Annotated in this window: 22 protein-coding genes; 8 read left to right on the top strand and 14 right to left on the bottom strand. The window is 45.6% G+C overall.

Annotated features, from left to right (window positions below; genetic code table 11):
- Window positions 1–48 precede the first annotated feature (48 nt).
- Window positions 49–1,452 (bottom strand): PTS fructose transporter subunit IIC, encoded by a 1,404-nt coding sequence (locus tag AB4161_RS05240; protein ID WP_048611837.1) that lies wholly within the window; start codon window positions 1,450–1,452, stop codon window positions 49–51.
- A 172-nt stretch (window positions 1,453–1,624) separates the two neighbouring features.
- Between AB4161_RS05240 and AB4161_RS05235 the strand changes: the two genes are divergently transcribed.
- Complete coding sequence (locus AB4161_RS05235; RefSeq protein ID WP_050647491.1) at window positions 1,625–2,269, top strand: MurR/RpiR family transcriptional regulator; 645 nt, start codon at window positions 1,625–1,627, stop codon at window positions 2,267–2,269.
- A gap of 104 nt (window positions 2,270–2,373) precedes the next feature.
- Here the strand turns inward: AB4161_RS05235 and AB4161_RS05230 are convergent, their stop codons facing one another.
- From AB4161_RS05230 to gcl, 7 genes are all read right to left on the bottom strand, one after another.
- Window positions 2,374–3,117: an oligogalacturonate-specific porin KdgM family protein gene (locus AB4161_RS05230; RefSeq protein WP_052880455.1), complete on the bottom strand. Its 744-nt coding sequence runs from the start codon at window positions 3,115–3,117 to the stop codon at window positions 2,374–2,376.
- Window positions 3,118–3,417: 300 nt separating this feature from the next.
- Window positions 3,418–4,854, bottom strand: coding sequence for an amidohydrolase (locus AB4161_RS05225; RefSeq protein WP_372082944.1), 1,437 nt, complete (start codon window positions 4,852–4,854; stop codon window positions 3,418–3,420).
- A gap of 253 nt (window positions 4,855–5,107) precedes the next feature.
- Window positions 5,108–5,716: a TetR/AcrR family transcriptional regulator gene (locus AB4161_RS05220; RefSeq protein ID WP_102332259.1), complete on the bottom strand. Its 609-nt coding sequence runs from the start codon at window positions 5,714–5,716 to the stop codon at window positions 5,108–5,110.
- A 163-nt stretch (window positions 5,717–5,879) separates the two neighbouring features.
- Complete coding sequence (locus AB4161_RS05215) at window positions 5,880–7,190, bottom strand: glycerate kinase (protein ID WP_372082943.1); 1,311 nt, start codon at window positions 7,188–7,190, stop codon at window positions 5,880–5,882.
- A gap of 187 nt (window positions 7,191–7,377) precedes the next feature.
- Window positions 7,378–8,274, bottom strand: a complete 897-nt coding sequence (locus AB4161_RS05210) for a 2-hydroxy-3-oxopropionate reductase (protein WP_017067345.1) — start codon at window positions 8,272–8,274, stop codon at window positions 7,378–7,380.
- A 37-nt stretch (window positions 8,275–8,311) separates the two neighbouring features.
- Entirely contained in the window at window positions 8,312–9,088 is a 777-nt protein-coding gene (hyi, locus tag AB4161_RS05205; RefSeq protein ID WP_017075254.1) for a hydroxypyruvate isomerase, read from the bottom strand.
- A gap of 152 nt (window positions 9,089–9,240) precedes the next feature.
- Window positions 9,241–11,013 carry a glyoxylate carboligase gene (gene gcl, locus AB4161_RS05200; RefSeq protein ID WP_372082942.1) on the bottom strand — a complete coding sequence of 591 codons (1,773 nt, stop codon included), beginning with the start codon at window positions 11,011–11,013 and terminating at the stop codon, window positions 9,241–9,243.
- A gap of 313 nt (window positions 11,014–11,326) precedes the next feature.
- Between gcl and aceB the strand changes: the two genes are divergently transcribed.
- A complete protein-coding gene (gene aceB, locus AB4161_RS05195; RefSeq protein WP_372082941.1) occupies window positions 11,327–12,952 on the top strand; it encodes a malate synthase A in 1,626 nt (541 codons plus the stop codon).
- 101 nt (window positions 12,953–13,053) lie between these two features.
- Complete coding sequence (locus AB4161_RS05190; RefSeq protein WP_008220964.1) at window positions 13,054–13,494, top strand: heme-binding protein; 441 nt, start codon at window positions 13,054–13,056, stop codon at window positions 13,492–13,494.
- A 99-nt stretch (window positions 13,495–13,593) separates the two neighbouring features.
- Here the strand turns inward: AB4161_RS05190 and AB4161_RS05185 are convergent, their stop codons facing one another.
- On the bottom strand, window positions 13,594–14,076 hold the full coding sequence (locus AB4161_RS05185) for a MarR family winged helix-turn-helix transcriptional regulator (RefSeq protein WP_017061583.1): 483 nt from the start codon (window positions 14,074–14,076) through the stop codon (window positions 13,594–13,596).
- A gap of 123 nt (window positions 14,077–14,199) precedes the next feature.
- On the opposite strand from AB4161_RS05185, the gene AB4161_RS05180 reads away from it, so the two are divergent.
- Complete coding sequence (locus AB4161_RS05180; protein ID WP_017065021.1) at window positions 14,200–15,093, top strand: DMT family transporter; 894 nt, start codon at window positions 14,200–14,202, stop codon at window positions 15,091–15,093.
- Window positions 15,094–15,425: 332 nt separating this feature from the next.
- The gene (locus AB4161_RS05175) at window positions 15,426–16,340 is read left to right on the top strand and encodes a DMT family transporter (protein WP_372082940.1); all 915 of its coding nucleotides are present in this window, start codon (window positions 15,426–15,428) and stop codon (window positions 16,338–16,340) included.
- 108 nt (window positions 16,341–16,448) lie between these two features.
- Here the strand turns inward: AB4161_RS05175 and AB4161_RS05170 are convergent, their stop codons facing one another.
- From AB4161_RS05170 to AB4161_RS05160, 3 genes are read right to left on the bottom strand one after another with little or no spacing between them, the layout of a single operon-like run.
- On the bottom strand, window positions 16,449–17,630 hold the full coding sequence (locus AB4161_RS05170) for an MFS transporter (RefSeq protein WP_372082939.1): 1,182 nt from the start codon (window positions 17,628–17,630) through the stop codon (window positions 16,449–16,451).
- On the bottom strand, window positions 17,620–18,768 hold the full coding sequence (locus AB4161_RS05165) for a phosphotransferase (protein ID WP_372082937.1): 1,149 nt from the start codon (window positions 18,766–18,768) through the stop codon (window positions 17,620–17,622). The genes AB4161_RS05170 and AB4161_RS05165 overlap by 11 nt, the downstream gene beginning before the upstream one ends.
- A gap of 11 nt (window positions 18,769–18,779) precedes the next feature.
- Entirely contained in the window at window positions 18,780–19,064 is a 285-nt protein-coding gene (locus AB4161_RS05160) for a GNAT family N-acetyltransferase (protein ID WP_017065024.1), read from the bottom strand.
- A gap of 274 nt (window positions 19,065–19,338) precedes the next feature.
- Here AB4161_RS05160 and AB4161_RS05155 point away from each other — a divergent pair, with 274 nt between their 5' ends.
- The gene (locus tag AB4161_RS05155; protein ID WP_372082936.1) at window positions 19,339–20,085 is read left to right on the top strand and encodes a flagellar brake protein; all 747 of its coding nucleotides are present in this window, start codon (window positions 19,339–19,341) and stop codon (window positions 20,083–20,085) included.
- A 192-nt stretch (window positions 20,086–20,277) separates the two neighbouring features.
- On the opposite strand, the gene AB4161_RS05150 is transcribed toward AB4161_RS05155, so the two are convergent.
- Window positions 20,278–22,638, bottom strand: a complete 2,361-nt coding sequence (locus AB4161_RS05150; protein ID WP_017061577.1) for a Lon protease family protein — start codon at window positions 22,636–22,638, stop codon at window positions 20,278–20,280.
- A 240-nt stretch (window positions 22,639–22,878) separates the two neighbouring features.
- On the opposite strand from AB4161_RS05150, the gene AB4161_RS05145 reads away from it, so the two are divergent.
- Entirely contained in the window at window positions 22,879–23,373 is a 495-nt protein-coding gene (locus AB4161_RS05145) for a hypothetical protein (protein WP_017068585.1), read from the top strand.
- Between the two features lie 12 nt (window positions 23,374–23,385).
- Entirely contained in the window at window positions 23,386–25,014 is a 1,629-nt protein-coding gene (locus AB4161_RS05140; RefSeq protein WP_372082935.1) for an ABC transporter ATP-binding protein, read from the top strand.
- A 196-nt stretch (window positions 25,015–25,210) separates the two neighbouring features.
- Here the strand turns inward: AB4161_RS05140 and AB4161_RS05135 are convergent, their stop codons facing one another.
- Window positions 25,211–26,224, bottom strand: coding sequence for a LacI family DNA-binding transcriptional regulator (locus AB4161_RS05135; RefSeq protein WP_372082934.1), 1,014 nt, complete (start codon window positions 26,222–26,224; stop codon window positions 25,211–25,213).
- Window positions 26,225–26,313 lie beyond the last annotated feature (89 nt).

Raw genomic sequence — 26,313 nt, 5'->3', positions numbered from 1 at the left:
GGAAGCGGTCACTTCCCCCATTAAATTTCAAATGATGAGGACGCTTAATTAAGCATTACTCGGCTGAGGTTTGGTGCATAACAGCAATGCGACGGCAATAAACCCTGAACCAACGAACACGGATAAGGTGTAGCTAATTGGGTCTGATGATAGGAACCACCCCCAAACAGCTGGTAGCGGTAAGCTTTGGAAAACATTGAGGACAACCGCAAGTTGAGTACCTATGATTGAGCCAAGGATCATAATTGGGATCATCTTAGGGTTCTTAAGAATGAAGGGAATCGCACCTTCTGAAATACCAATCATGCCAAGCATTAGAGACGTCTTACCGACCGTTTGCTCTTCTGGGGTAAATACACGTTTACGGAATTTACCGTCTAGCATCGCAGCCAAGCCAACGCCAATCGGTGGGATAACAATTCCCAGCTCACGGGCAATTAGGTCGAAGCCTTCGCCCATCCCGTTAAGACCAAGCGCTACTGAACCTGCGGCTTTGTTGATCGGACCGCCTAAATCAAAAGCAGTACCTGCAGCAATCACCATCGAGTAAATACCCCGGCCTGCGTCGCCGGCTTCAGTGAACACGTTAATCATTGCAAGGTTTAGAGCACCAAAGAACGGATTAATCACGTACTCCATGGTTAACACCATCACCACGCCAGTTACCGCAGGTACTAACAGCATGGTTTTTAGAGTCGTAAGATCAGTTCTTACTCGAATAACATCGTTAAGGTAACGGACCAAATAGCCCACAAGGAAACCAATAGCAATGGCGCCGAAGAAGCCTGATGGCGCCCACCCTTCCAGGTCGAAAAATCGTTTGTAAGGCTCATCGGTCATCAAACCGCCAATAAAGGCTGGAATAAGTGCAGGTTTACCCGCAATCGAATAAGCAAGGTATCCGGCAAAGATTGGATACATAAACTTAATTGTCATGAAACCAAGCTTATCGAGCGTTTGAATTGGTGTTCCCGAAATATCAATGAACTCGCCAGTGATTTTCGCCACAGCCATCAATAACCCACCAAGTACAACCACAGGCAACATGTAGCTTATACCTGTCATAATATGACCAATGGCCACCTGGTAAGCGGAACGTTTTTCGTCATGCACTTCGACGTTAGCGTCAGACTTTTCTTTACCACGCAGGAAAACTGTCGGCAGTAAATCGTCAACACGTTTAATCAGCTCTTGGGTACGAACTTGTAGCGGGTTCGCGTTATCAAATCGTTCCATGTCCATAATTGGCACATCAACGGCTAATACCACACCGTCCGCAGTAGCGATATCATGAGCTGTCAGCTTGTTTTTAACACCATCACTACCTTGAGTTTCGACTTTAACTTCATAGCCTTGCTTTTCAGCCCAGCTCTGAATTTTTTTAGCTGCCATGAAGGTGTGCGCTATCCCTGTAGGACAAGCGGTCACTGCAACCAGTTTTTTCTTAGCCATGGTTTAATACCTTGTTCTTATCAACTGCGGCCAGTATATGAAGCGTGAATGTGTACCGACACTGTTTCATCGTACAACCGAAGTATCACGATACATCTGTGATTGAAGTCATGGTAATTTGCCTCATTTTCGCGCGTAATATTGATAGTTTCTTAAATAATAGCTGAGAGCAATGAACACATTTCAAGGTATAGAACGTGCGATTTACGAGTATTTGATCGGCCACGCCAGTGAGCTCCATGAGATTTCGGCTAAGACCATTGCAAATAAGGCTTTAACAACAACTACATCGGTAAATCGAGTTTGCAAAAAGATGGGCTACGCGAGTTACACTGAACTCAGGTATAAACTCTCTAATGAGCTCAAGCAAAATGTGACAACACCTTCAAGTCACATGAATCAGCAACAAATTGCGGGGGTTGCCAATACATTGAAGTTATCCCCTGTGGTGTATCTGTATTCACGCGGTGCATCCATCGTTAGCGTAAATTACCTGTCTCGATTTCTATCCTTAGCTAACGTACCTCACTTGGTAATCACAGATATTCACCAGCTCACCCGTGCCGAACTCGGTACTCTGCTATTGATCAGCAAGTCTGGTGAAACCAACGCTGTAATAGAAATGGCGCAAAATGCTAAGCGTAAGGGATTGAAGGTGGTAGGAATAAGCCATCAAGGCTCAACACTCGACCAGGTTTGCCACCAAAACGTAGCACTAGAAGAGCAAGTGGATGGCATCTCTTTATATGGTAGGGAGTCTCAGATTCATTCATTGCAAATCGTAGACCAAATTGGTAAAGAACTGCTGACCTTTTAATCTCACCCTTTTCCTGTTCTCCAAATACAAAAAGAGCAGCGCTTAAGGCTGCTCTTTGTTTTCTACGATATTATGGACAAGGAATGCTCTGTATATTCATCAAATTACAAGTTCATGACAAACCCTAAACGTACTGCATAATCGTTTTCTCGATTGCCGTTAGAGTCCACATAGGTTTCATCGACAGACACTAGCTCCATGTATGGCGTCCAAGTTTCATTAACCTTATAGTTAACCATAACAGTATGTTCCCAATAATCATCTCGACCAGTGCCTTGGTCAACACCGTCTTGATAACGGTATCTCGGGTTATACATTAGCCCCACATCACCAAAGCTTTTAGATAGCCAGATATCAAACTGATTCGAAGCACCACGAGTTGTGCCACTGCCATCCAAGTAATCTTTCCCGTTTGCATCGTTGGACCAGTTATAACGATAACGACCAGTTAGAGAAACTCCGTTTTCGAAGCTTGTACCCAACTTCAAGTATGGACGGTATTCAGTCCAATTTGGTGCTGTCACTGTGACAAGACCCGGAGCCCAATACCACTGCTCATTGATTTCGAACTTGTATGTCGCCTCAAATTCTTGCGCAGCAGCCTTTAGACCATTAGTGTCTTCATCATTTGAATCGTTACCAGCAAAGTAACCGTCGTTATGAATCTGGGCGGCCTCCGCACTGAAGTAAAAACCAGTATCGAAGGTGTGCATGAATTTTACTCGGCTGTCGCGAATATCAGACGCAGTGTTATGACCAAAACGCACGTCTAACTTAGTTTCACCAGCAAAAGTGGGCATAGAAGAAAGGGCAATAAGAGTAGAACAAAGTAGAACTTGGCTTTTCATTTTTTACCTTTATAGTTTTATTAGGATACGAGCTTTCGCTTTCGCCGCCACTATAAAACTCAGGAATTAAACAAGTACAAAGTATCGTGATACATTCGCTGTATCACCGTTCGACTTGAATATTGGTCACATTGGAAACATGAGCCAAGTCTACTTTTTGGATATTTGGGGAGAGGCTTTTTTAGAAAAAATAAGGCGTTTTACATTAAGGTGGCTAGCTCCATTTCCTTATAATGTCAGAGCTAACCATCGTGTTAAAAATACCTAGTGTAAGCAGTTTAGAGCTTCATTATTTGATCACTAATCCATCAAGCTCTTAGACTTAATCGCTTTCTTAGAAAGCTCTTTCGCGAACTCAGTGATGTCTGCTTCGAACTCATCGACGCTTTGGCGGATGTCATCCAGTTGAACCGTCTGCATCACGCGGTTTTCCATTACGATTTGGCCGTTCACAATCGTCGTGTCGATGTTGCTTGGGTTCGCTTGGTAAACCAAGGTCGCGTAAGGGTCGTAATTTGGCATCATGTTCGCTGATGTTGTCTCTACAATCACGATGTCTGCCTTCTTACCCGCTTCAAGAGAACCGATTTGATCTTCCATGTGTAGGGCTTTCGCGCCACCTAATGTCGCCATCTCGATAACTTGCTCAGGAATCATGATAGTGCGGTCAGAATGCTTTAAACGTTGCATGTTCGCTGCGTAGCTTAATGTGCGCATGATATCGACTTGGTTAGAGCTCATTGGGCCATCTGTTCCTAAGCCTACTCGCATGTCAGCACGGTACATATCCCATGCTGGTGCGATGCCAGTTGCACCTTTAGCGTTCGCCATTGGGTTGTATGAGATCCCTGCGTCAGCTTGCTTTAGAAGCTTTTGATCGTTCTCCGAAAGATGGATACCGTGAGCAATAACTACGCGCTCGTCCAGCACACCAATTTCATCCATGTATTCGACTGGCGATGTTGCCTTAGTTTCATCTTTGATGCGTTTCTCTTCATTTGGGAATTCAGCAACGTGAATCAGCACCGGCACATCGTATTGAGCAGACAGCTTGTTGATTTCTTGCAGCTTATCTTTGCTCACGGTGTACACCGCATGTGGCGCATAAGCAGGCGTGATTAGCTCATCGTTTTTGTATTGTTCGATAAAGCCTTTGGCGTATTCAATGCCGCCATAAGGTTCTTTGGCATCGACCACTGGGAACTTAATCACGGTTTCGCCGAGCACAGCGCGTAAGCCGACTTCTTTGGTCGCCTTGGCCATTTCATCCATGTGGTAATACATATCGGCATAAGTGGTTACACCGCTTTGTGCTAGTTCGATAGAGCCAAGCTTGGTTGCGTTGTAAATCAGTTCACGGCTTAGCTTTTCGGCTTCTAGAGGGAAGAAGTAAGCGAACAGACGATTCGAAATACCCTCTTCCCCTAAGCCACGAAACGCGATCATCGGTAAATGGTTGTGCGCGTTCACCATACCCGGCATGACGATTCCATCTTGAGCATCAATCACTTTTTCTGCGCGATATTGAGTCATTAAATCCTCGGTACCGACTGCGATGATCTGGTCGTTTTTCACTACAACAACACCATCTTCAATCACATCCATTTCTGAATTGATGGTGAGAACCTGTCCGTTGGTGATGATCAGATCAGCGTTGTATGTTTGCGTCGCGACCGTTGAACCGCAACCTGCAAGCAGAACTGCGCTGATGGTGCATGCCAAGCTTTTAAGCGTCATTGCTAAACCTTAATGTTGTGCGTGTAATATTGTTAGCGGCTTCATCTATAAGTTTCCAGCTTTTCGCTTTTCGCTTTTCGCTTTTCAGAAGAGTAAGTGCCGCCAATTTTCGCGATACTATAACCTGTCATTTAAATAAAATGGCATACCTAATCGAACCGAATTCAAGATAAATGAGTTATTGCACAACAGGTCACAAAAGAGGTTCTGTGCTTATAGTCACTCACACACCTAGATAAACGTTCAAACAACATTAGCTTTTCACACCACAGCCTTTAATCACTAACTGTGTGATGAACTGAGCGGCATCGGCATAGTCTTTATCATCGAGTTGGTCCTTCTGCATCACGCTGCAAATCTGCCAGCCAAAATCGGCGTAGGTTTGAGTTGCCGCCCAGATGGTAAACATCAGGTGATGAGCGGGAACATCGTCCATTAGGCCCTGCGCCGACCATGTCGAGAACTTATCAAGAATCATCTGGGATTGCTTATACAGCTCGTCACCAATCTCTTTCGGCAATACTTTAGCGCCAGACATCACTTCATTGGCAAATACCTTAGAAGCATGTGGATGGTCGCGAGAAATGATCAGCTTGGTTTGAATATATTGAGACAAAGCTTCAACAGGATCGCTGAGCTCTTCAATCGGACGAGACGCTTCTAGTAAGGGTTGAGTGACGGTTTCAAGCACAGCGTTGTAGAGCTTATCTTTAGAGCTGAAATAATAGAATACGTTAGGCTTGGGAATGTCGGCCGCTTTCGCGATATCGGCCATTTTTGTTGCAGCATAACCATGAGTGGCGAATTGTTCACACGCGACTTCGATGATTAAATCTTGATTCTTTTGTCTGATCCTAGACATATTGCATCCTTTACAGCTCGTTACTAAAATCATAGTAATCAACGTGCTTCATTAGTCCAGAAGATAATCTCAGAACTCAAGGTCACCGCATTGATAACAATAAAATGGCCGCTCTATTTGTTAAGAAGCGACCATTCCATACCGTGTTTTTGAACTGTTCAAGTTAAAGAATCAATATTGCGCGGAAGTCATTCACATTTGTCAGCGTCGGCCCCGTGGTAAGAAGCACATCGACTTGCTTGAAGAAATCGTAGCTGTTGTTGGCATCGAGGTAGTCTTGCGCTTTAAGCGACAGGCTCGAACCTTGTTGCCATGTTTGAGGCGTGATCCATGCGCCCGCATTGTCTTCCACGCCATCAATCCCGTCGGTATCAGCAGCCAATGCAAATATGTTGTCTTGGCCTTTAAGCTCGTTATATAGGCTCAACAAGAACTCACAGTTACGCCCACCGCGACCATTGCCTTTAACGGTTACTGTGGTTTCGCCACCGGAAAGTATCACGCAAGGCGCCTCAAATGGGTGCTTGTGATTGGCCACTTGCTTAGCCAACGCAGCGTGCACCTTCGCAACATCTCGCGCTTCTCCCTCTATGCAATCACTCAACACATAAGCCGGAATGCCCAAGCCTTCAGCTTCTGCTGCAGCGGATTCCAATGCCGACATCGGGGTCGCGATAATATGGTGCTCTGCATTTTTCCAACATACGTCATCTGGCTTTACGGTTTCTGACTCTGGATTATTTAACCATTCAAATGCCGTGCGTGGTGTTTCTATTTGGTAACGCTCTAAAATTGCCATCGCATCAAAACGCGTGGTGGTGTCGGGTACGGTTGGGCCAGAGGCAATCACACTAATGTCATCACCCGGTACATCAGAAATCGCCAGTGACACTACCCTTGCAGGATACGCCGCTTTGGCGAGTCGACCGCCTTTTATCGAAGATAGATGTTTACGAACACAATTCATCTCATCAATGGCGGCGCCTGATTTGAGCAGCGCCTTATTGATTTGTTGCTTCTCTGCCAAGCTGATGTCGCCACCGGGCAGACTTAACAAAGCGGAACCGCCCCCCGACAGTAGGCAAATAACCGTGTCGTCGGCACTCAAGCCACTCACCAATTGCAGCATACGTTGGCTCACTTCTAAGCCCATCGCATCTGGCACGGGGTGCGCCGCTTCAATCACTTCGATATGTTCGCAAGGGGCGGTGTGTTCATAACGAGTCACCACTAAGCCTTCAAGATCACGCAGTGCGAGATCTTGCTGTTTCTTTGCCTGCCAAACCGCTTCAAGCTCTGCGGCCATCGACGCGGCTGCTTTTCCTGCTCCTATCACCACAGTACGCCCGGCTTGATTAGCAGAGCGATAAAAAATGTCTTGAGGAAGAAAAGGTTCGATGTGATTTTTAGGTAGCGCCTGATTAACAGCACTTGAGAAAAGGGTTTGTAGAAACTGCTTAGCATCAATGTCCATCAGCCACTCCTTAGTTGACGGAGAAAAAAAGAACCCCGATACAAGGCCAAAGGGTGCCTGCTAAGATCAAGTTGGAAAGGAACAACTTCAACCTCTGCCCTGTATCAGGAACGCGTATAAAAGGAGACGAAACTACGCGATTTATAAACAAACTGTTGGGCTACGAATCGATAGCAGCCCTAATTAATTAACGAATCGAGTGGTCAGAACGTTTCTCAATCGCTTGGATAAGCGCAGAGTGGTCCCAACCTTCACCGCCCATTTCGGCGCACTCGCCAAACAGCTCTTGAGCGTTAGCCGTATTCGGCAGTGCGACACCCAATTCTTGAGCGCCCGTTAGCGCTAAGTTCAGGTCTTTCTGGTGAAGCGAGATTCTAAAGCCAGGGTCAAATGTGCCTTCAACCATGCGCTCGCCGTGTACTTCCAATATCTTAGAGTTAGCAAAGCCACCTAATAGCGCCTGACGTACGCGTGCTGGATCAGCGCCAGCTTTTGAAGCAAATACCAAGGCTTCAGACACGGCTTCGATATTCAGAGCAACAATGATCTGGTTAGCCACTTTACACGTTTGGCCTGCTCCGTTATCACCCACCAGCGTAATATTCTTACCCATGATTTCGAACAAAGGGCGCGCTTTATCAAAGGCGTCTTGCTCACCACCAACCATGATAGTCAGCGCTGCATTAATAGCGCCTACTTCGCCACCTGATACCGGTGCATCAAGGTATGAAGCACCACCTTCATTGATTCGCGCTGCAATTGCTTTGGTCGCGATTGGCGAAATTGAACTCATGTCGATAACCAGTTTTCCAGCTGCACCGCCCGCCATTAGGCCTTTCTCAACACCGTTGTCACCAAACAGGACATCTTCCACTTGAGGGGTATTCGGCACCATTAGGATAATGATATCCGCTGCTTCAGCCGCTTCCGCTGGTGAGTGGCAGACCGTTGCACCCGCTGCCACAAGATCGGCAGGTGCTGCATTAAAGTGATCCGACAGAATCAAATCGTGACCTGCTTTTTGAAGGTTACTCGCCATAGGTTTCCCCATGATGCCAGTTCCGATAAATGCAATTTTAGACATGTTGTTCTCCTTAACGTTTGAGGGTTACCAGACGCAATTAACGGTACTGGTGTAGCCAACCAAGGCCTTCTGTCGTCGTTGTTTTTGGCTTGTATTCGCAGCCAACCCAGCCTTGATAACCAAGCTCATCAAGATAATTGAGCACGAATGGGTAATTGATTTCTCCAGTCCCCGGTTCGTGTCGACCTGGATTGTCAGCCAGTTGAACGTGTGCGATTTGACCAATGTTCTGCTGCATGGTCGGCGTAAGATCGCCTTCCATAATCTGCATGTGATAAATATCGTATTGGATAGAAAGGTTATCGCTCCCTACCTCTTTGATGATCGCTTTGGCTTGCTCAGTCGTGTTCAAGAAGAAGCCCGGAATATCACGGGTATTGATCGCCTCTATCACTAAGCTAATGCCTTCTGCTGCTAGCGCGTTCGCCGCGTAATGCAGGTTAATCACAAACGCCGATTGCGCATCTTGTTGGGTCACACCTTGCGGAACAATCCCGGCCAAGCAATTCACTTGAGTACAACCGAGCGCTTTTGCGTAAGCGATAGCTTTAGGTACACCCGCTTGAAACTCTTCAACTCGTGCAGGGTCGACCGCGATACCACGGTCGCCAGCGTCCCAATCACCCGCAGGCAAGTTAAATAGCACTTGCTCTAGGTTATTAGCATCGAGCTTTGCTTTGATTGCCTGAGCATCAAAGGCGTAAGGGAAAAGATACTCCACACCTTGAAAGCCCGCTTCTGCGGCGGCTTCAAAGCGATCCATAAAATCAACTTCCGTGAATAACATTGACAAGTTTGCTGCAAATTTTGCCATGACTCTGTCCTTATTCTTTATTTGGTGAAACTATGACTGTTTAGTGAAGCAACGGTTATTTGGTGGAGCTACGTTTGCTTAGTAAGCCTCGCTCTATTGGAGACTTTCCGTAGAGCTAAACCTCAGCTCTACGGATACACATTACTTAATGATTACTTGTACGCTAACGCTGTTGGGGCATCGCCACGGCTTTCGGCAAGCGGTTCAAATTCGTTAATAGCATTGATCTCAACGCCCATCGCAATGTTGGTTACTCGCTCAAGAATCAACTCAACAACAACCGGGACCTTATGCTTGTTCATCAGCTCTTTGGCTTGCTCAAACGCAGCGGCAATTTGGTCTGGTTCACGAACTCGAATTGCCTTACAGCCTAGGCCTTCAACAACTGCGACATGGTCAACACCGTAGCCCTCAAGCTCTGGCGCATTCTGGTTATCAAAAGCCAGTTGTACACAATAGTCGATATCAAATTGGCGCTGCGCTTGGCGAATCAATCCTAGGTATGAGTTGTTCACCAACACATGAATGTATGGCAAGTTGAACTGCGCACCTACCGCCAGCTCTTCAATCATGAATTGGAAATCATAATCACCAGAGATAGCGACAATATCGCGGTCAGGATCGGCCGCTCGTACGCCTAATGCAGCAGGTGTTGTCCAACCCAATGGGCCTGCTTGACCACAGTTGATCCAGTTACGAGGCTTATAAACATGCAGGAACTGAGCGGCGGCGATTTGCGACAAACCAATGGTGCTCACATAGCAAGTATCACGACCAAATGCCTTGTTCATCTCTTCATAAACACGCATCGGTTTCATTGGTGCTTCGTCGAAATTGGTTTTTCGCAGCATGGTCGATTTGCGTTCCTGACACTCACTTGCCCAAGCATTTCGGTTCGGCAGTTTGCCTGCATCACGCCACTCTTGCGCCACTTCAACCATTAGCTCTAGCGCTGCTTTCGCATCTGAGACAATGCCTAAATCTGGGCAGAACACGCGACCGATTTGGGTCGGTTCAATATCAACGTGAACAAACTTTCGGCCTTCAGTGTAAACATCGACAGAGCCGGTATGACGGTTTGCCCATCGGTTACCGACACCAAACACAAAATCAGAGTTGAGCATGGTTTCGTTACCGTAACGGTGAGACGTTTGTAGCCCTACCATGCCTGCCATTAATTCATGATCATCTGGGATCGAGCCCCAACCCATCAAGGTTGGAATCACAGGAACTCCAGTGATCTCGGCAAACTGTTGCAACAATTCGGACGCGCCAGCATTAATCACGCCACCACCCGATACAATCAGCGGTTTTTCCGATTGAGACATCATGGTTAATGCTTTCTCAACCTGCGCGCGGGTTGCTTGTGGCTTATAAGGTTCTAGCGGTTCATAGGTATCGATATCAAACTCAATCTCAGCCAGCTGAACATCAATCGGTAGATCAATCAGGATTGGACCCGGGCGACCCGAACGCATTAAATGAAAGGCTTTTTGGAATGCGCGTGGCACTTGTGCAGGTTCCAGCACCGTAGTCGCCCACTTAGTGACTGGTTTAGCGATAGATTCAATGTCGACCGCTTGGAAATCTTCTTTATGAAGACGAGCACGGGGCGCTTGGCCTGTGATACATAGAATTGGAATCGAATCAGCAGACGCAGAATAAAGACCCGTGATCATGTCCGTTCCCGCAGGACCAGAAGTACCAATACACACACCTATATTGCCTTGATTAGTACGCGTGTACCCTTCAGCCATATGGGATGCACCCTCTACGTGACGAGCTAAGACGTGGTCGATTCCTCCGAGCTTTTTCATAGCCGCATACATAGGGTTTATTGCTGCGCCGGGAACACCAAATACGATGTCTACACCTTCACGTTTAAGCACTTCTACCGCTGCTTCAATCGCTTTCATAATTGCCATTCGAACCTCCAGTTCAGATTGTATACAATTAAACTAACTTTTGTGTACTATGAACCATCCTCGCTATTTATCAACCCCAGAACGAAACAATTTCGTTACATCAACCCATCGCATTAAGTACGCACTCATCCTGAAAAGCTTACAATTCATTGCTTTACATAAAATATCTTTACGTAAAAATAAATTACAAAAAGATCAAATGATAAATAAATGTTAAATAGCGTTTGCTTGTTTACAATTTCTACAATATAAATATCCTTAAAAAGAGCATTTTGTATACAAAGTAGCATCGTATTGTTTAAAGGAGACAACAATGATGAATGACGTAAAAGAGAGAGAAGAAGTACAATGTATGCAGGTACTTGGGAAGATGGACAACTCCGAGTACAAAGAGATCTTGTCTAAAGATGCATTAAAATTCTTAGAAGCTCTCGTCAATAAGTTTGGAGATCGCCGTCATGCCCTGCTAAGTGACCGCGACGTAAAACAAGCTCAATATGACGAGGGTGAGTTACCCAATTTCAGAAAGGACACCATTTCCATTCGCCAGAATAAAGAATGGAAAGTGGCAACACCGCCGCCAGAATTACTGGATCGCCGCGTAGAGATCACCGGACCTATCGAAAGAAAGATGGTGATCAACGCGCTAAACTCAGGCGCGAAAGTCTTCATGTGCTGCTTTGAAGATGCGTCTTCTCCTACTTGGGCCAATATGGTCGAAGGGCAAATCAACCTAAGAGACGCCAACCTTGGCACCATTAGCTACTTCGATGAGAAGAAGCAGAAGCGTTACCAATTAAACGACGATCCTGCACTGCTGATCGCACGCCCACGAGGGATCCACCTTCCTGAGCAATCCATCCAATTCAACAATCAGCCTATCGGCGGTTGCTTGATGGACTTCGCTTTGTACTTTTTCCATAACTATCAGTCACGTGCAAAACAAGGCTTAGGTGTTTACTACTACATTCCCAAGCTTGAGAGCATGGAAGAAGCACAGTGGTGGGACGATATTTTCAGCTTCACCGAAAACTATTTCCACGTACCCAAAGGCACCATTCGTGCGACGGTGTTGATTGAAACTCTGCCAGCCGTATTCCAAATGGAAGAGATCTTATACGCCATGCGTGATCATATCGTAGCGATGAACTGTGGCCGTTGGGATTACATCTTCAGCTACATCAAAACGCTGAAAAACCATAAAGACCGCATCTTGCCAGACCGCCACGGGATCGGCATGGATCAAGAATTCCTCAACGCCTATAGCCAACTGTTGGTGCGCACTTGTCACGCTCGTGGCGCATTAGCAATGGGTGGGATGTCAGCCTTTATTCCAGCAAAAGACCCGCAAGAAATGGCACGTGTAACCGCCAAGGTTATCGAAGATAAACAAAGAGAATCTCAGAACGGACATGATGGCACATGGGTCGCACACCCTGCACTGGTTGATTTGGCAATGTCGATCTTTGATAAGCACTTAGATGGCAAAGTAAACCAAATGGATTTCCAAAGCCCAGAGCATGTGATCAATGCAGACTCGTTGCTAAAGCCTTGTGAGGGCAGTCGCGACGAAGTAGGAGTACGTAAGAATATACGCATCGCGCTGTATTACATCGAAGCTTGGATTCAAGGCTACGGCTGTGTGCCTATCTACGGCCTCATGGAAGATGCCGCGACTGCTGAGATCTCAAGAGCCAATATCTGGCAGTGGATCCACCACGGGGTAACACTCGATGATGGCCAAACCTTTACCAAATCACTATTCCACTCTTGGCTTTACCAAGAGCTAGACACGATAAAACATGAAGTCGGAGACTCGCGCTATACAGCAGGTCGATTTGAAGAGACAGCTGATCTTTTCTATCAACTTTCTACAGCCAAAGAGTTCGCTGCCTTCCTAACTTTACCCAGCTATGGGCTATTACAAGAGTCCAGTTAGGACTCTTGTACCGAGCTGAATCAGTCGATGATATTCACAACAAGCGTAATGATTGGCTGACTTAGCTTGGTACACGGCCCCTTGAAAAACTAGGAGATAACATGGGAAGTTTGACTCTACAACAAGCGTTAACCATCATTGATGGCACCTTAAAAGCAGGAAACAAGATCCACACAGAACCTTTGACGGTCGCCGTCTTAGACAGCGGTGGCAAGCTGATTTCTCTGCAACGTCAAGACGGCTCTAGCATGATGCGACCAGACATCGCGATTGCTAAAGCGTGGGGAGCACTCGCACTGGGTTGTTCCTCTAGAAAACTCGCCCAAGATGCTGATAATCGACCAGCATTTATCTCCGCCGTAAACGTACTCGCACACGGAAACATGGTGCCAGTGCCAGGGGGCCTACTGATTCGAGATAAGGATAAAACGGTACTTGGTGCGATTGGGGTCAGCGGTGACATCTCAGACATCGACGAAAGTTGCGCCATCAACGGCATTGGTTGTGCAGAACTGTTCAGTGACGAGATGCTGCAAGCTTAACTCGCCAATTCGCTGTACTTGAAGTTCTTAAACAAGCACAAAAAAACCGAAGCGATTAAGCTTCGGTTTTTTATTGAATCTAAAGGAAGATCAGAAAAACTACTCGTACGCGCTCAACCATGTTTTCAGAAGTTGGTTGGTGTTCTTCTTCTGACTCGCAGACAATGATTTAACCAGTTTTTTCTGCATTTCGACATGTTCAGTCATCATTTGGTCAATCAGAATAAGACCATCTTTAGTTAACTGGACACTCACGCTGCGTCTGTCTTCTTTGCTGTGTTCACGACTGATCAGCCCTTTGGCTTCTAGCTTATCAAGGCGATTGGTCATCGCGCCAGATGTCAGCATCATGGATCCAATCAGTTCAGATGGCGTCAGTCGGTAAGGCTTCCCAGAACGTCGCAACGTCGCCAGCACATCAAACTCACCCAGCTTCATGTCGTATTTTTTATGAAGCTCGGCAACTTGCGTCTCCATATACTTGGCAATACGCATAATCCGACCCATCATTGCCATAGGCTCAGTATCTAGTTCGGGCTTTTCCTTTGCCCATTGCTCTACTACGCGGTCGATAGCATCCATTTGCAATCTCGCTCCGTTGTTAGTCTGATTACTTCAAACTAGTTTAACATAAAGATACTTTACAACCACTAGTTCTCAGTATACAGTTCACACAATAGTTATCTTAACGTAAAGATATTTTAAATGAACATATTATTAGCAATGATCCCCGCGTTCTTTTGGGGAACAACCTATGCAGTGACGCAATTTACGCTACAGGAGTGGCCACCATTATTATTGGGTGCTTTGCGTGCGTTACCTGCTGGTTTGTTATTGCTAGCAGTAAAACCAACACTGCCTAAAAAAGGCGAGTGGCAAATCATTTTCACACTGGGCCTTATCAATATCGCGACCTTCTTTGGCTTGATCTTCGTGATGGCGCTAACGCTGCCTTCGGCAATCTCTGGCGTGGGCATGATCTCCGTGCCGGTGTTCGCGATGATCTTCCACTGGGTAGTGAAAAAACAGCGCCCGCATCTGATTCAGGCCCTTTCGGGTATTGGCTTGATCACCTTAGCGTGGATACTGTTTAACCCAAGCCAAATTGCTCTGAACCCAATCGGTTTAGGCGCAATGTTTGCCGCAATAATGTGTATTGTCATCGGCAGCAGCATTACCAAGTCACTGGGTAACCGCATGCACTGGTGGAAGGTATTAACATGGCAACTGATTCTGGGTGGTACGATTTTGTCTGTCGCGTCTGGCGTTCATGCATTCATCGACCCGCAGCCTTATGTTAATGCCGTGACTCATTTCGATACTCGTAATGCTATGGGACTCGTGTGGGTGATTGGCCTAAACACAGCGCTGGGTTACGGCATGTATGTGTGGTTGCTACAACGTATGTCGGTGGTTGATTTCACCTTCGGTGGAATCGCAAACCCAGTGGCTGGCATCGTGACAGGCATGGTGTTAATGGGTGAATCATTCACTGCAGTACAATACTCACTAATGACCGGCATGATAGTGATGTCACTGCTACCACAACTTATCCTTGCGGTAAGACAACCCAAACAAGTTAAGCCTGTTACGCAGTAGACGCAGCCTCTTAAACGTATTGCTCAAAAACGCGCCTCATTAAGGGCGCGTTTTTTGTTGCTACGCTAACAGCAATAACCCAACAGCCATACTCGTTGAGTTGACCATTCCTTAAATTAAATTAAACCTCACAAAGAACAATGACTTTACTTTAACTATCTAAAGCGAATTTATTTTCTATAAAATAATCATACTAGAGATTTAATTTCCACAAAAAACTCAAATTAGAGATAAAAAGACAAAAACTTTCTCCGACGACCTACTTATACTGTGCCACGTCATTAAGGCGCCACAAGCTTATGATTTAAAATAATTATTAATGAGTAGTCACCATGAATTCGAAGTCGCTAACTATCTTGCTTTTTGTCTCTGTTTGCTTAATTTGGGGAACCACTTGGTTCGCTATGGAAGTAGCATTGCATTCTATCCCACCTATTTTTGCTACTGCGTTACGCTTTTTACTTGCAGCACCTCTGCTTGCGGTATTAGCGAAAGTCTTCAACCAACCACTGCTGTTCCCTAAAGGTAAGCGCCAATGGCTGCTTATTGTTGCGCTGATGTATTTCGCGATTCCGTTTACGTTGATGATCTATGGCGAGCAATACATCTCTTCAGGTTTAGCGTCGATCATCTTCGCCAACATGCCTGTGGTTGTGATGCTGATGTCTGGCTTATTCTTAGGTCTACGACTGGCGAAGCACCAGATATTCGGTTTGATTACTGCTGTTGTGAGCCTATGTTTAATCCTTGGCAACGAAATGCAGATGGGTGGCGATGACTACCTAATTGGCACGGTTTGCTTAGGCCTTGCTGTTGCGATTCACGCAGTTATGTATGTGCTGGTTCAAAAGCACTGCAAAGGTATTGAAGTACTGACCTACAACGCCGTACCGAGCCTGATTGCTGCTTTATTCTTATTCGCTGTTTCAGCTGTAGGTGAAAACGTGAATGTTGAATCCTTCACTGAGGATTCAATCTCAGCCGTGGTTTACCTAGGCTTTGTCGCGAGTGTTGGCGGCATTATGGCTTACTTCAAATTAGGGCAGGTTTCGACCCCTTTCCAAGCGTCTATCTGCTTTTTGATTTTCCCGGTAGTAGCGCTGCTAATATCTTGTTACGTCAACGGTGAAGTTCTGTCTGAACAATCATTGTTTATGATGATCCCCCTACTTTGCGGCATTTTACTCACCAAGGCACCAAAGGGAATTTTCAAGCTGCGTACCGAATTAAAAACCGTAAGAAACTGATCCGCGTGAAACCTATTTTGCGGATTAGATATACATATCCCACATAAACAAAAAGCTCCAATATCACTATTGGAGCTTTTTGCTTATTTCATAATATCGAGACCAACATTAGCGCCAGCTAAACATTCGCACTTCGTTGCCCTCTTCAGGTTTCTTCGGAATGTTTAAAGATAGCGCTAGAGAAACCACGGCCATCACTGCACCAATATAGAAAACCGTTGCAGGAGAAGACAACCAAATCACACCAAACACGACCGGAATAACGACTGCGGCAATATGGTTGATGGTGAAAGAGACACCAGCGGTTGATGCCATGTCTGCCGGGTCTGCGATTTTCTGGAAGTAAGTTTTGATCGCCAGCGCCAATGCAAAGAACAGGTGATCGATCACGTAAAGTGCCGCCGCCCACTCCGCGCTTTGCACCAAACCATAACCGACAAACACACCAATCAAGCCAACATACTCGAAGATCAACGCTTTACGCTCGCCAACCACACCGATAAATCGACCAATGCGCTTCGCAAACAAGAAGTTAAATAGGTAATTAACCAAGAACAACAATGTGACGTCGGCAGCCGAGTAACCAAACTTCTCTACCATCAAGAAGCCTGCAAACACAGTGAAGATTTGTCTTCTCGCACCGCTCATAAACGTTAGCGCGTAGTAGAGCCAGTAACGCTTCCGCAGTACCAACTTCTTATTCTGTGGCGTCTTGGTTTGAAACTCAGGGAAGCCAAAGGTCATCACCAAAACTAAAACAAAACCAATTCCGCCAGTGATGCCATACACCCAAGCAAAGTCGAGTTTGAGTTGCTCTAACATCACCCAAATAGAGCCATAAGTGATTAATGAGGCCAACGCGCCAACGGAGATCATTTTACCCAGCATCTCGGGCGCTTCTTCTTTACTCAACCATTGCAGTGACAAAGACTGCTTCAGCGTTTCAAAATAGTGAAAACCCGTCGACATCAAAACCGTAGTCAGCAACAAGCCTGTGAGTGAAGGGAATAAACCGGTTATCGCCGTGCCCACGGTCAGCATCGCCAGCGATATCAACATAAAGCGTTGCTCTCGAATGAAGGCTAAAACAAACACCACGGTAAACGCTAAGAAGCCTGGGATCTCACGAACACTTTGCAACAAACCAATATCGGCGCCATCAAAGTTCGCTTTCTCAATCACGAAGTTATTAAGCAGAGCCATCCAGCTCGAAAACGCGATAGGGACAACAATCGAAATCAGTAATAAGAAGTTTTGCGGCGTTTTCCTGCTCGCGGTTCTATCGAACATTGACGGACTCCTGTTCGTCTAATTGAGTGAGCACTCGTAAGGTCAACTGCTCAGTATAAGGGTTAATCTTCCAATGCTCTGGGCTCCAGCCTTTTACGAAACGTTGGAAATCGGCCCACGCCACGTAAAACATTGGTCGCCATGCTGCTTCTACCTCATCAAATGAAAGGTGTGGCTGATAGTACGCCAATGCCTCTTTCAAGTAGTGGAAGTAAGCATCTAGTACTTCTGATTCAAGCTCTGCGCAATCTTGTGGCCTAATCGCGCTGCTCATGAACAAGGCGACGTCTTTCATCGCACAGCCGTAACCCACATATTGGAAATCGACCGCAGCTGCTCGCTCGCTTTCAGAATCAAAACAAAAATTGGCGAGCTTGGCATCGCCATGGACTAAGGTTTGATATGGACACTCTTTGAGTAAACGGTCGATGTGCTTGGCTTGATTCTTCAATGGTAAATCAGCCAAGGCATTGAGCTCATCAGGACGTGTATCTAGATGCCAATAAGTACCGACTTGCCACAATGATGACAACTGCTCTTGATTGATATTGATATGCTTTGCGTGAAAGTTAGCGAGCCATTTAAGGCAAGCATCGCGTTGTTTTTGCTCTTCTCGTGTGTAACTAGGTGCCTGATAGTCAGAAGCAGCAAGAACATCAAAATGAGAGGTTAACGGAAAACCTATATCCGCTAAGTCTTGCATCACTATCAGCCACTCATTCTCTTCTAGTTCACATTGCAGCCCAACAGGTACAGGGCAGCGCTCGTCCCATTGTTGGGTGAATGACTGATACCAAGCTGTTTCCACTTGGTAAGAGTGTACCTTTCGTTGGTGAGAGAGTTTGGTATTCCAACCCTTTGGGTGTTCAGCTTTATCTGGCAACGCGACATGTTTAACAATCACACTCTTGAGTTCCGCACTGCTTTCTTGAGAAAAGACTAAGCGAACTAACTCGCCATATCCACCCCATAGGCGTTGAATCACTTGGACATCAAACCCTTCATGACAACCCAGCGAGGTCGCTATTTTTTGATAAAGCTCATTTTGATAAAGCTCTTGTTGATAAAGCTCTGGCTGATTTTGACTTGAACCCGCTTCAGGTTGAGCTCGATTATTCGACGATATTGATTGAGACATATTACTCGTTGTTATGCTTTATCGGATAGAAGGTGTGACCACTGTGGCTGCCTATTCATGTAGTGAACCACATAGCTACAAACCGGCACAATTTTGAAGCCCGCTTGTTCAATTTCAGGCAATACCGACTCCATCATCGCCTTACCAAAGCCCTTGCCTTGCAGTTCATCAGGGATTCGAGTTGAGGTGATATGCAGTACATCGCCATCCTTTTTATACTTAACTACCGCAAACTGATCTGGTTCTAACTCAACCGTGATCTGGTTCACATCTTGATCCCATTTAACTGCCTGCATTCTCAACTCCTGCAAATAATGGATACGACAAACAATTAAAGTTTGAAGTATGAATTCCTTGTAATAGACTAACGCAAGTGCATATAAATAAAACTAAGTACTTACAATCAAAGAAAATATTATTATAGCGTGTGGTTATAAATAAAATTCAAACCAATTAAAAGCACTCTATAAATTGCGTTAGTACACCTACTAAATCTAGCACGTAACAACCCCTTGTTAGCAAGTTACCAATATAACTAACAGACGCATGTTGGCGCATGGAGAACATATAATGAACGCACCCCTGAAGAAGCCTTTGGAGCATAATCAGGCACTTCAAGACCCTCGTAATCGCACCGTTTCCACCATCAATAGCACTGATGCGCTGGCCATGATTGAACACGGCAGTGAACTGACATTAAATGTCACGACTCCCGTTGGCACAAAGTTTCTCGCCACTACCAAGTTTATCGGTACGCACAGTGATAACTGTATTGTGGTTGAGGTTCCCGAGGTATCCAATGAAGACCTGAACTTTTTCTTTCAAGAAGGTTTTTGGATGACTGCTCGTGCGTATTCTCTACGAGGTGAAGGCGCGCTTATCCACTTTAGAAGCCAAATTCACCATAAGATTGGTGAACCCTTCCCTATTCTTGTGCTGTCTACACCAAGCACGATGCAAGTGACTCAGCTGCGTAAAGAAACACGCTATGAAGTGAATCTGGCTTCAAGAATCATCTTCAACGACCAGCGAGCAAACTGTGAGATAAGAGACTTATCGAAAAGTGGTTGTCGTTTCGTTACCTCACCAACCTCTCGTGCGATTCAGATTGCCGATCGCGTGTCTATTGAGATAACCCCTGAGAACTACAACGGACCACTGATTCCGCCATTGCGAGGCATCGTCTGCAATCTACAGAAATCGACACACTACGCTCGATACGGTGTCGAATTTGATGATATTGGCCGAGCTAACGCCAAACACTTGTTGGCAAAACTGAAGTTCGATGGCACCAAGCTTTGCTTACGAAATGGGTAACGCCTTTTAACACGCAACTTTCACCGAATACAGCAAGCTGACCAAATACAAATAGCTCACTGGTAAACCAAATCGTAACCAACAAAAAAGCCATCGACTCTAGAATCGATGGCTTTTGCGTTTTAGCTGTTTATCTGTTTGTTTATCTATCTATTTAGCTTAGCTATTAAACTGTGTATCTAGATATTCAAACTATTTGCGCAGTGCGTTCAGTTTAGCTTGGGCGATACCAAATATAGTATCAATTGGATAACTACCCTCATCACTCGCCTCACCTGCGGCTTTGCCTGTGAACAGTTCAATCGCTTCTGTTACATGGTCAATCGCCCAGATATTAAACTCGCCCTTTTCAACCGCTTTCACAATATCGCTACGCAGCATCAGGTTGTGAACATTTGAACGCGGGATGATCACCCCTTGTTCGTTTGAACGCCCTTTGATTTCACACACATCAAAGAAACCTTCAATTTTCTCGTTCACACCACCAATTGGCTGAGACTCACCAAACTGGTTCATCGAGCCTGTAATTGCGATATCTTGACGGTTTGGTTGCTTAGAGAACGCTGATACAACCGCACAGAACTCGGCCATACTCGCACTGTCACCATCGACGCCACCATACGATTGCTCGAAGGTGATGTTAGTGGTGAGCGGGACTTTGGCTGTCTTACCAAATACGGAAGAAAGGTAAGCCGACAAGATCATCACGCCTTTTGAGTGAATACTGCCACCTAGGTCTACGTTTCTTTCAATATCAATCACTTCACCATCACCGTAAGCGGTGGTTGCCGTGATTCGGTTCGGCGCACCAAACATATGATCCGTCGTGCTGAGTACAGACAGCGCATTCACTTGCCCAACCGCTTGACCATCAACATGGATTAGCGTTGTGCCGTTAGTGAAGGTTTCCATCACGCTGTCTTGCAGTCGTCCGACACGCATCTGTTGGTTAGATAACGCTTGGTCAACGTGCGTTGCACGAATCAGGTTCGATTTTGAGCCTCTCGCCACGTAGTTTGATTCACGAAGCAGATTAGCAATGTGAGCAGAGTGCAGAGACAATTTACCTTGGTCACCCGCCTGACGAGAGCTGTGCTCAATGATGCGAGCGATCGCTTTACGGTCACAATGCAGCATGTTGTTGTCGTGCACGATGCTCGAAATAAAGCGCGCGTAATGCATTTCAGAATCGGGAGTACGCTTCATCTCATCTTCAAAATCGGCCGTTACACGGAACAGTTCACCAAACTCTGCATCGTAGTGTTGCAGCAGTTGGTAAGTTCGGTAATCGCCAAACAGGATGATCTTAACATCCAATGGAATCGGTTCTGGATCAAGCGATACCGCCCCCGTTAAGGTCACCTCTTTTTCTAATGAAGTGAAGCTCAATTGACGTGAACGCAGTGCTCGTTTCAAGCCTTCCCAAACGTACGGCTGCTCAAGTACCTTCACCGCATCCATCAGTAATACGCCACCGTTGGCTCTGTGTAAGCTACCTGCGCGAATCAATGAGAAGTCAGTAAAGACAGTACCCTTGAACGTCGCCGTTTCTACATAGCCAAACAGAGAGTGATAATTTGGATTCTCTTCCACCACGATCGGCAGAGTCTCCTCCTTTTGGCTCACAATCACATTAACCTTGTAGCGACGCGGCATTTTCTTATCCAAAGAGGCCGTTGCAACTTCTGCTTGCTCCGTGCTCTCTTCTAAGAAGATGTCAGCGTTGTCGACAATGTCTTTACGCAGTGCCGTTAGGTACTTTTTGATGTCTGGATATTGGCTGTAATCCTTCTTCAATTGCTTGATGAAGTGCGTGATCACATCTCGCGCCGTATCATCATTCAGCTTTTGAATTTTCTCAGTGTACGTCTCTTCAAGTTCCGTCAGTTCACGAGAGATGGTTCGTAGGCCGACTTCCAATCCATCAATGGTTTTATCGAATTGATCTTGCTCTTCCGGCGAAAGCAGATCAAAGCTCTCTTCGGTATGAAGATCATCGCCATTCATTGCCACAAACTGGTAATCACCCTGAGTGGTGATCGTCAGGTTAATGCCCTTGTCTTTCGCTTCTTGGCTAATGCTTTCTAACGCGGCTTGTTGCTTAGCTGCTAATTGGTTTTTAAGCCTGTCAGCACGGCTAAAGTACATCTCGTTATCAAACGCTAGAGGCATACCTTTCAGCAGTTTACGCATCAATTTTTCAATATCTTGCTTTAAGCTGCTGCCAACGCCACGCGGCAATTTCAGTACCTTAGGTGTACGAATATCTTCAAAGTTCGCGATATAACACCAATCAAAAAGCTCCTGCACTTCTTGAGGGTGACGGTTCAGATAGCGCAAGATCATGGTGCGTTTACCCAGACCATTTCGCCCTATCGCATAAATGTTGTAACCCTTTTCCTTGATTGACATCGCGAACTCAACGGCTTTTTGTGCCCGTTCCTGCCCGACGATTTCGTCAATTGGAGCCAGTTCTTTGGTCGACTTACATGGTAGCTTGTCTAAATCCGCTACCTGATACAGCTGTTCTGTATTGAGTCTTTGCATCGCCATCGCCGCCTCCTTAGTCCTTCATTACTTGGGTGTAGATAAAATCAGTGTAGATGTAATTTCCTACAAATTTAGTGACTTACGCTACACAGCTGTTCAACTGAACAAATAACACACAATTTAAGCCATTTTTAGGAATAGCTCGTCATTTAATTCACCAACTTAACATGTGAATGATTTTAATTTGCAATTGATAATGAATATCATTAACATTTTCTGATATTATAAATTGAGGATGTGGATATGGAAATTGAACGATGCTGGATGCACTACCTAAAAGCTGAACAGTTAATGGAACAAGGTCACTGGCCTGAAGCACAGCGCCTGTATGGTGATGTTCTAACCTCACTTCCTCATCACATCCAAGATGCAGCATACCAAAGCGATATTAAGCCTTGCCAATTTGCCTGCCTGCTTGCCGGGTTGAGAGACGCAAGTGTCGCTCAATCAGAGATACTCAACCGATTAGGTCAGCATCAACAAGCCTTCGATACCTTGAATCAATCTTACGCTCTGATGCAATTTATCTCTCTGGAGAACACTGAGCTGATTCAACGTACCTTTGGATTATTGGAAAAGCAGAGCGAAGGTTTGCTCAATCACCTGATCGCTTTTTGCAGCGCTCAGCGCAGTTCGCATTGGATGCTCGAACTAGAACAAATTCAACGTGCTCATCACCATTTTGGGCAACTTAAAACAACGTCAGAAGTTCAATCTTCACCTAATGTCTTAAATTGATAAGGATATATCATGTCGGACCGGGCTCTTCTTAAAGTCAATAACCTCTCCGTTAGCTTCAAAACCAACGATGGAATCGTTGATGCGGTGAAAAAGGTTAACTTTACCCTTAAATCCAGCGAAACCTTGGCCATTGTTGGTGAATCAGGTTCTGGTAAATCTGTCTCTTCCAACGCACTGATGCGTCTACTTCCAGACAACGCCATTATTGATCCGCAGTCTCAAATTGAGTTTGAAGGCGAGTCTGTTCTCGAAAAATCAGAGCGTGAAATGCAGTCGATTCGTGGCGACAGAATCGGCATGATCTTTCAAGAGCCGATGACATCTTTGAACCCATACCTGCGCGTCGGCATTCAAGTGGCAGAAGCTATTATGTGTCATCGTAAAGTGTCAAAGTCTCAAGCCAAACAGCGAGTGATTGAGCTGTTTAATCTTGTGCACTTGCCAATGCCAGAACAGGCTTACAACAAGTATCCGCATGAGTTTTCAGGCGGTCAGTTGCAACGCATCATGATCGCAATGGCGCTGATTAATGAACCGGATATCCTGATTGCTGACGAGCCTACAACTGCATTAGATGTAACGGTTCAAGCTGAAGTGCTTGCTCTTATCAAAGAGATCCAAGGCAAGATGGGAATGGCAATTTTGTTCATCACCCATGACTTAGGTGTGGTGAAACACTTTGCAGACCGCGTGCTAGTGATGTGTAAAGGTGAGCTCGTAGAAGAAGGGATGACTCAATCTTTGTTCGATAGTCCTAAACATGATTGCACAAGAATGCTCATTAACTCGATTCCGAAAGGCGCTAAGGTTCCTGTTGAGGCGACAGCCCCAGAACTATTGTGTGCTGACGACATCCGAGTTCAGTTCTTGGTGAAATCACACTTTATCAAGAGTAAAAGCCAGTACTTCGAAGCCGTAAAAGGCATTTCGTTGAATCTTAAGCAAGGCGAAACGCTAGGCATTGTTGGTGAATCTGGTTCAGGTAAATCAACCCTTGGACGTGCATTAATCGGCTTGCTGCCGAGTACCGGACGTATTGTTTACAAAGGCCAAGACGTTAGCTTATTAAATGATAAAGAGCGTCACAAGCTCAAGAAAGATGTCCAAATGGTGTTCCAAGATCCTTATGGTTCTTTATCACCACGCATGACAGTTGGGGAAATCATCACCGAAGGCTTAACGGTGCATCAACCTCATCTATCCAAGCAAGAACGTTTAGAAAGAGCGCGCAAAGCATTGATTGAAGTTCGCTTAGAGCCGAATTCAATAAACCGTTATCCACATGAGTTCTCTGGCGGACAAAGACAACGTATCGCGATTGCTCGCGCACTGATTCTAGAGCCCTCTTTCATTTTGCTGGATGAACCGACTTCAGCACTCGATCGCTCTGTACAACTGACCGTGATTGACCTGCTGAAAGACATTCAAGCCAAGCACAATATCGGCTTCCTGTTCATCAGCCACGATCTCTCGGTAGTGAAAGCACTGTCGGATCGCGTACTGGTGATGCAGAAGGGCGAAGTAATGGAAGAAGGGTCTGCAGAAAAGATTTTCAATGCGCCGAAAAACAACTACACCAAGAAATTAATCGCTGCGTCATTCGACTTAGAAGATAAATCGAAAAAAAATGCCGCATAAAGGGAACTAATCAACATTAACAGCGTCTTATAATTACATTCTGAATAATCTCCTAATGGATTGAAATCTAGAATGGATATAGCAAAACTGGTTTGGCCGCCAAAAGAGAAATGTCGCATGGATGCGACATTTTTCGTTTCTGAAGGGAAATAATGTGTCTTTGACTGTAACTCCCTATGATTCAATCATTTCACAACTAACGATACAGAGACTTGGTCGACTCTCTGACGATTAAATCTATCGGTGGTAGTCGTGCTTCATGCCTCTCACCTGAAAGTAAGTTCAAAATCGACTGAGCACACACCTCTCCAATCTCTTCAATTGGCTGCCTTAATGTTGTTAACGCAGGTGTGAAATACTTAGACGTTGGCAAGTCATCAAACCCAATCACTGACACATCTTCTGGCACTTTGTAGCCGTGATCATGGAGCGCCTTAATCGCGCCGTAAGCCGTTTGATCATTGGCGGCAAACAGGCCAGAAAAATGAATCTTAGATTCAATTAATTCCACGGTTTTCTCATAGCCAGTTTCACTACTGAAATCCCCTTGCTTGACGAGCTTTGGCATCACCTTAATGCCCGCTTCTTGAAGCGCTTTCTTATAGCCTTCAAACCGATTACCTGCGTCTGGCTGGCTTGAAAGCCCTTTAATATGAGCAATATTCACATGTCCTTGTTGCAGTAAATGTAGGGTTGCCATATAGCCACCCAGCACGTTGTCGATATTGATCGAGCGGACATTATTCTCAACGAAATCGTAGCCAACCATCACGATAGGGATGTCTTGTGCATACTTAGCAATCTCTTCCTGAGTAATGCTTCCTGTCACGATGATCATTCCATCCACGTTACTTTTTGCGAGATACTCCAACGCGTGCATTTCTAACTTTTTCTGCCAATGCCCTGTTGCGATCACTAATGAATAGCCTTGAGCAATCAGCGTTTTTTCCATGTCGTTAAGGATACGACTGGTGTAGGGGCTATCAGGGTGTTGCACCAAGACACCAATAGTGAGCGAGCGTCGGTTGGTGTTTTCTTGCATTTGGAAGTTAGGTTTGTAGCCCGTGTCTTTAATAGCTTGCTCAATGTTTTGGCTTTTATCATCCGACACATAAGTGGTTCGATTAAGGAAGCGAGACACGGTGCTGGGAGAAACACCAGCCAGTCTTGCTACATCGTATACTGTTGTTTTTTTTGTTTTAGTGCGCATCTCGATACCCTAATCAAGTGACATTTGGGGAGCTTTAAGCTCCCCATCAGTTTCAACCTGCATACCACTGCTTTCGTTGAAAATCGTGT

Origin of the sequence: Vibrio sp. 10N.286.51.E5 (genome assembly GCF_041469125.1) — a bacterium.
Classification (GTDB): Bacteria; Pseudomonadota; Gammaproteobacteria; order Enterobacterales; family Vibrionaceae; genus Vibrio; species Vibrio crassostreae_C.
The sequence above is the reverse complement of the archived record's forward strand: the minus strand, read 5'-3'. Positions and strand labels throughout refer to the sequence as shown.

Coding starts and splice junctions, on each gene's coding strand:
- AB4161_RS05240 (WP_048611837.1), bottom strand. CDS start 1,452: ATGGCTAAGAAAAAACTGGTTGCAGTGACCGCTTGTCCTACAGGGATA.
- AB4161_RS05235 (WP_050647491.1), top strand. CDS start 1,625: ATGAACACATTTCAAGGTATAGAACGTGCGATTTACGAGTATTTGATC.
- AB4161_RS05230 (WP_052880455.1), bottom strand. CDS start 3,117: ATGAAAAGCCAAGTTCTACTTTGTTCTACTCTTATTGCCCTTTCTTCT.
- AB4161_RS05225 (WP_372082944.1), bottom strand. CDS start 4,854: ATGACGCTTAAAAGCTTGGCATGCACCATCAGCGCAGTTCTGCTTGCA.
- AB4161_RS05220 (WP_102332259.1), bottom strand. CDS start 5,716: ATGTCTAGGATCAGACAAAAGAATCAAGATTTAATCATCGAAGTCGCG.
- AB4161_RS05215 (WP_372082943.1), bottom strand. CDS start 7,190: ATGGACATTGATGCTAAGCAGTTTCTACAAACCCTTTTCTCAAGTGCT.
- AB4161_RS05210 (WP_017067345.1), bottom strand. CDS start 8,274: ATGTCTAAAATTGCATTTATCGGAACTGGCATCATGGGGAAACCTATG.
- hyi (WP_017075254.1), bottom strand. CDS start 9,088: ATGGCAAAATTTGCAGCAAACTTGTCAATGTTATTCACGGAAGTTGAT.
- gcl (WP_372082942.1), bottom strand. CDS start 11,013: ATGGCAATTATGAAAGCGATTGAAGCAGCGGTAGAAGTGCTTAAACGT.
- aceB (WP_372082941.1), top strand. CDS start 11,327: ATGATGAATGACGTAAAAGAGAGAGAAGAAGTACAATGTATGCAGGTA.
- AB4161_RS05190 (WP_008220964.1), top strand. CDS start 13,054: ATGGGAAGTTTGACTCTACAACAAGCGTTAACCATCATTGATGGCACC.
- AB4161_RS05185 (WP_017061583.1), bottom strand. CDS start 14,076: ATGGATGCTATCGACCGCGTAGTAGAGCAATGGGCAAAGGAAAAGCCC.
- AB4161_RS05180 (WP_017065021.1), top strand. CDS start 14,200: ATGAACATATTATTAGCAATGATCCCCGCGTTCTTTTGGGGAACAACC.
- AB4161_RS05175 (WP_372082940.1), top strand. CDS start 15,426: ATGAATTCGAAGTCGCTAACTATCTTGCTTTTTGTCTCTGTTTGCTTA.
- AB4161_RS05170 (WP_372082939.1), bottom strand. CDS start 17,630: ATGTTCGATAGAACCGCGAGCAGGAAAACGCCGCAAAACTTCTTATTA.
- AB4161_RS05165 (WP_372082937.1), bottom strand. CDS start 18,768: ATGTCTCAATCAATATCGTCGAATAATCGAGCTCAACCTGAAGCGGGT.
- AB4161_RS05160 (WP_017065024.1), bottom strand. CDS start 19,064: ATGCAGGCAGTTAAATGGGATCAAGATGTGAACCAGATCACGGTTGAG.
- AB4161_RS05155 (WP_372082936.1), top strand. CDS start 19,339: ATGAACGCACCCCTGAAGAAGCCTTTGGAGCATAATCAGGCACTTCAA.
- AB4161_RS05150 (WP_017061577.1), bottom strand. CDS start 22,638: ATGGCGATGCAAAGACTCAATACAGAACAGCTGTATCAGGTAGCGGAT.
- AB4161_RS05145 (WP_017068585.1), top strand. CDS start 22,879: ATGGAAATTGAACGATGCTGGATGCACTACCTAAAAGCTGAACAGTTA.
- AB4161_RS05140 (WP_372082935.1), top strand. CDS start 23,386: ATGTCGGACCGGGCTCTTCTTAAAGTCAATAACCTCTCCGTTAGCTTC.
- AB4161_RS05135 (WP_372082934.1), bottom strand. CDS start 26,224: ATGCGCACTAAAACAAAAAAAACAACAGTATACGATGTAGCAAGACTG.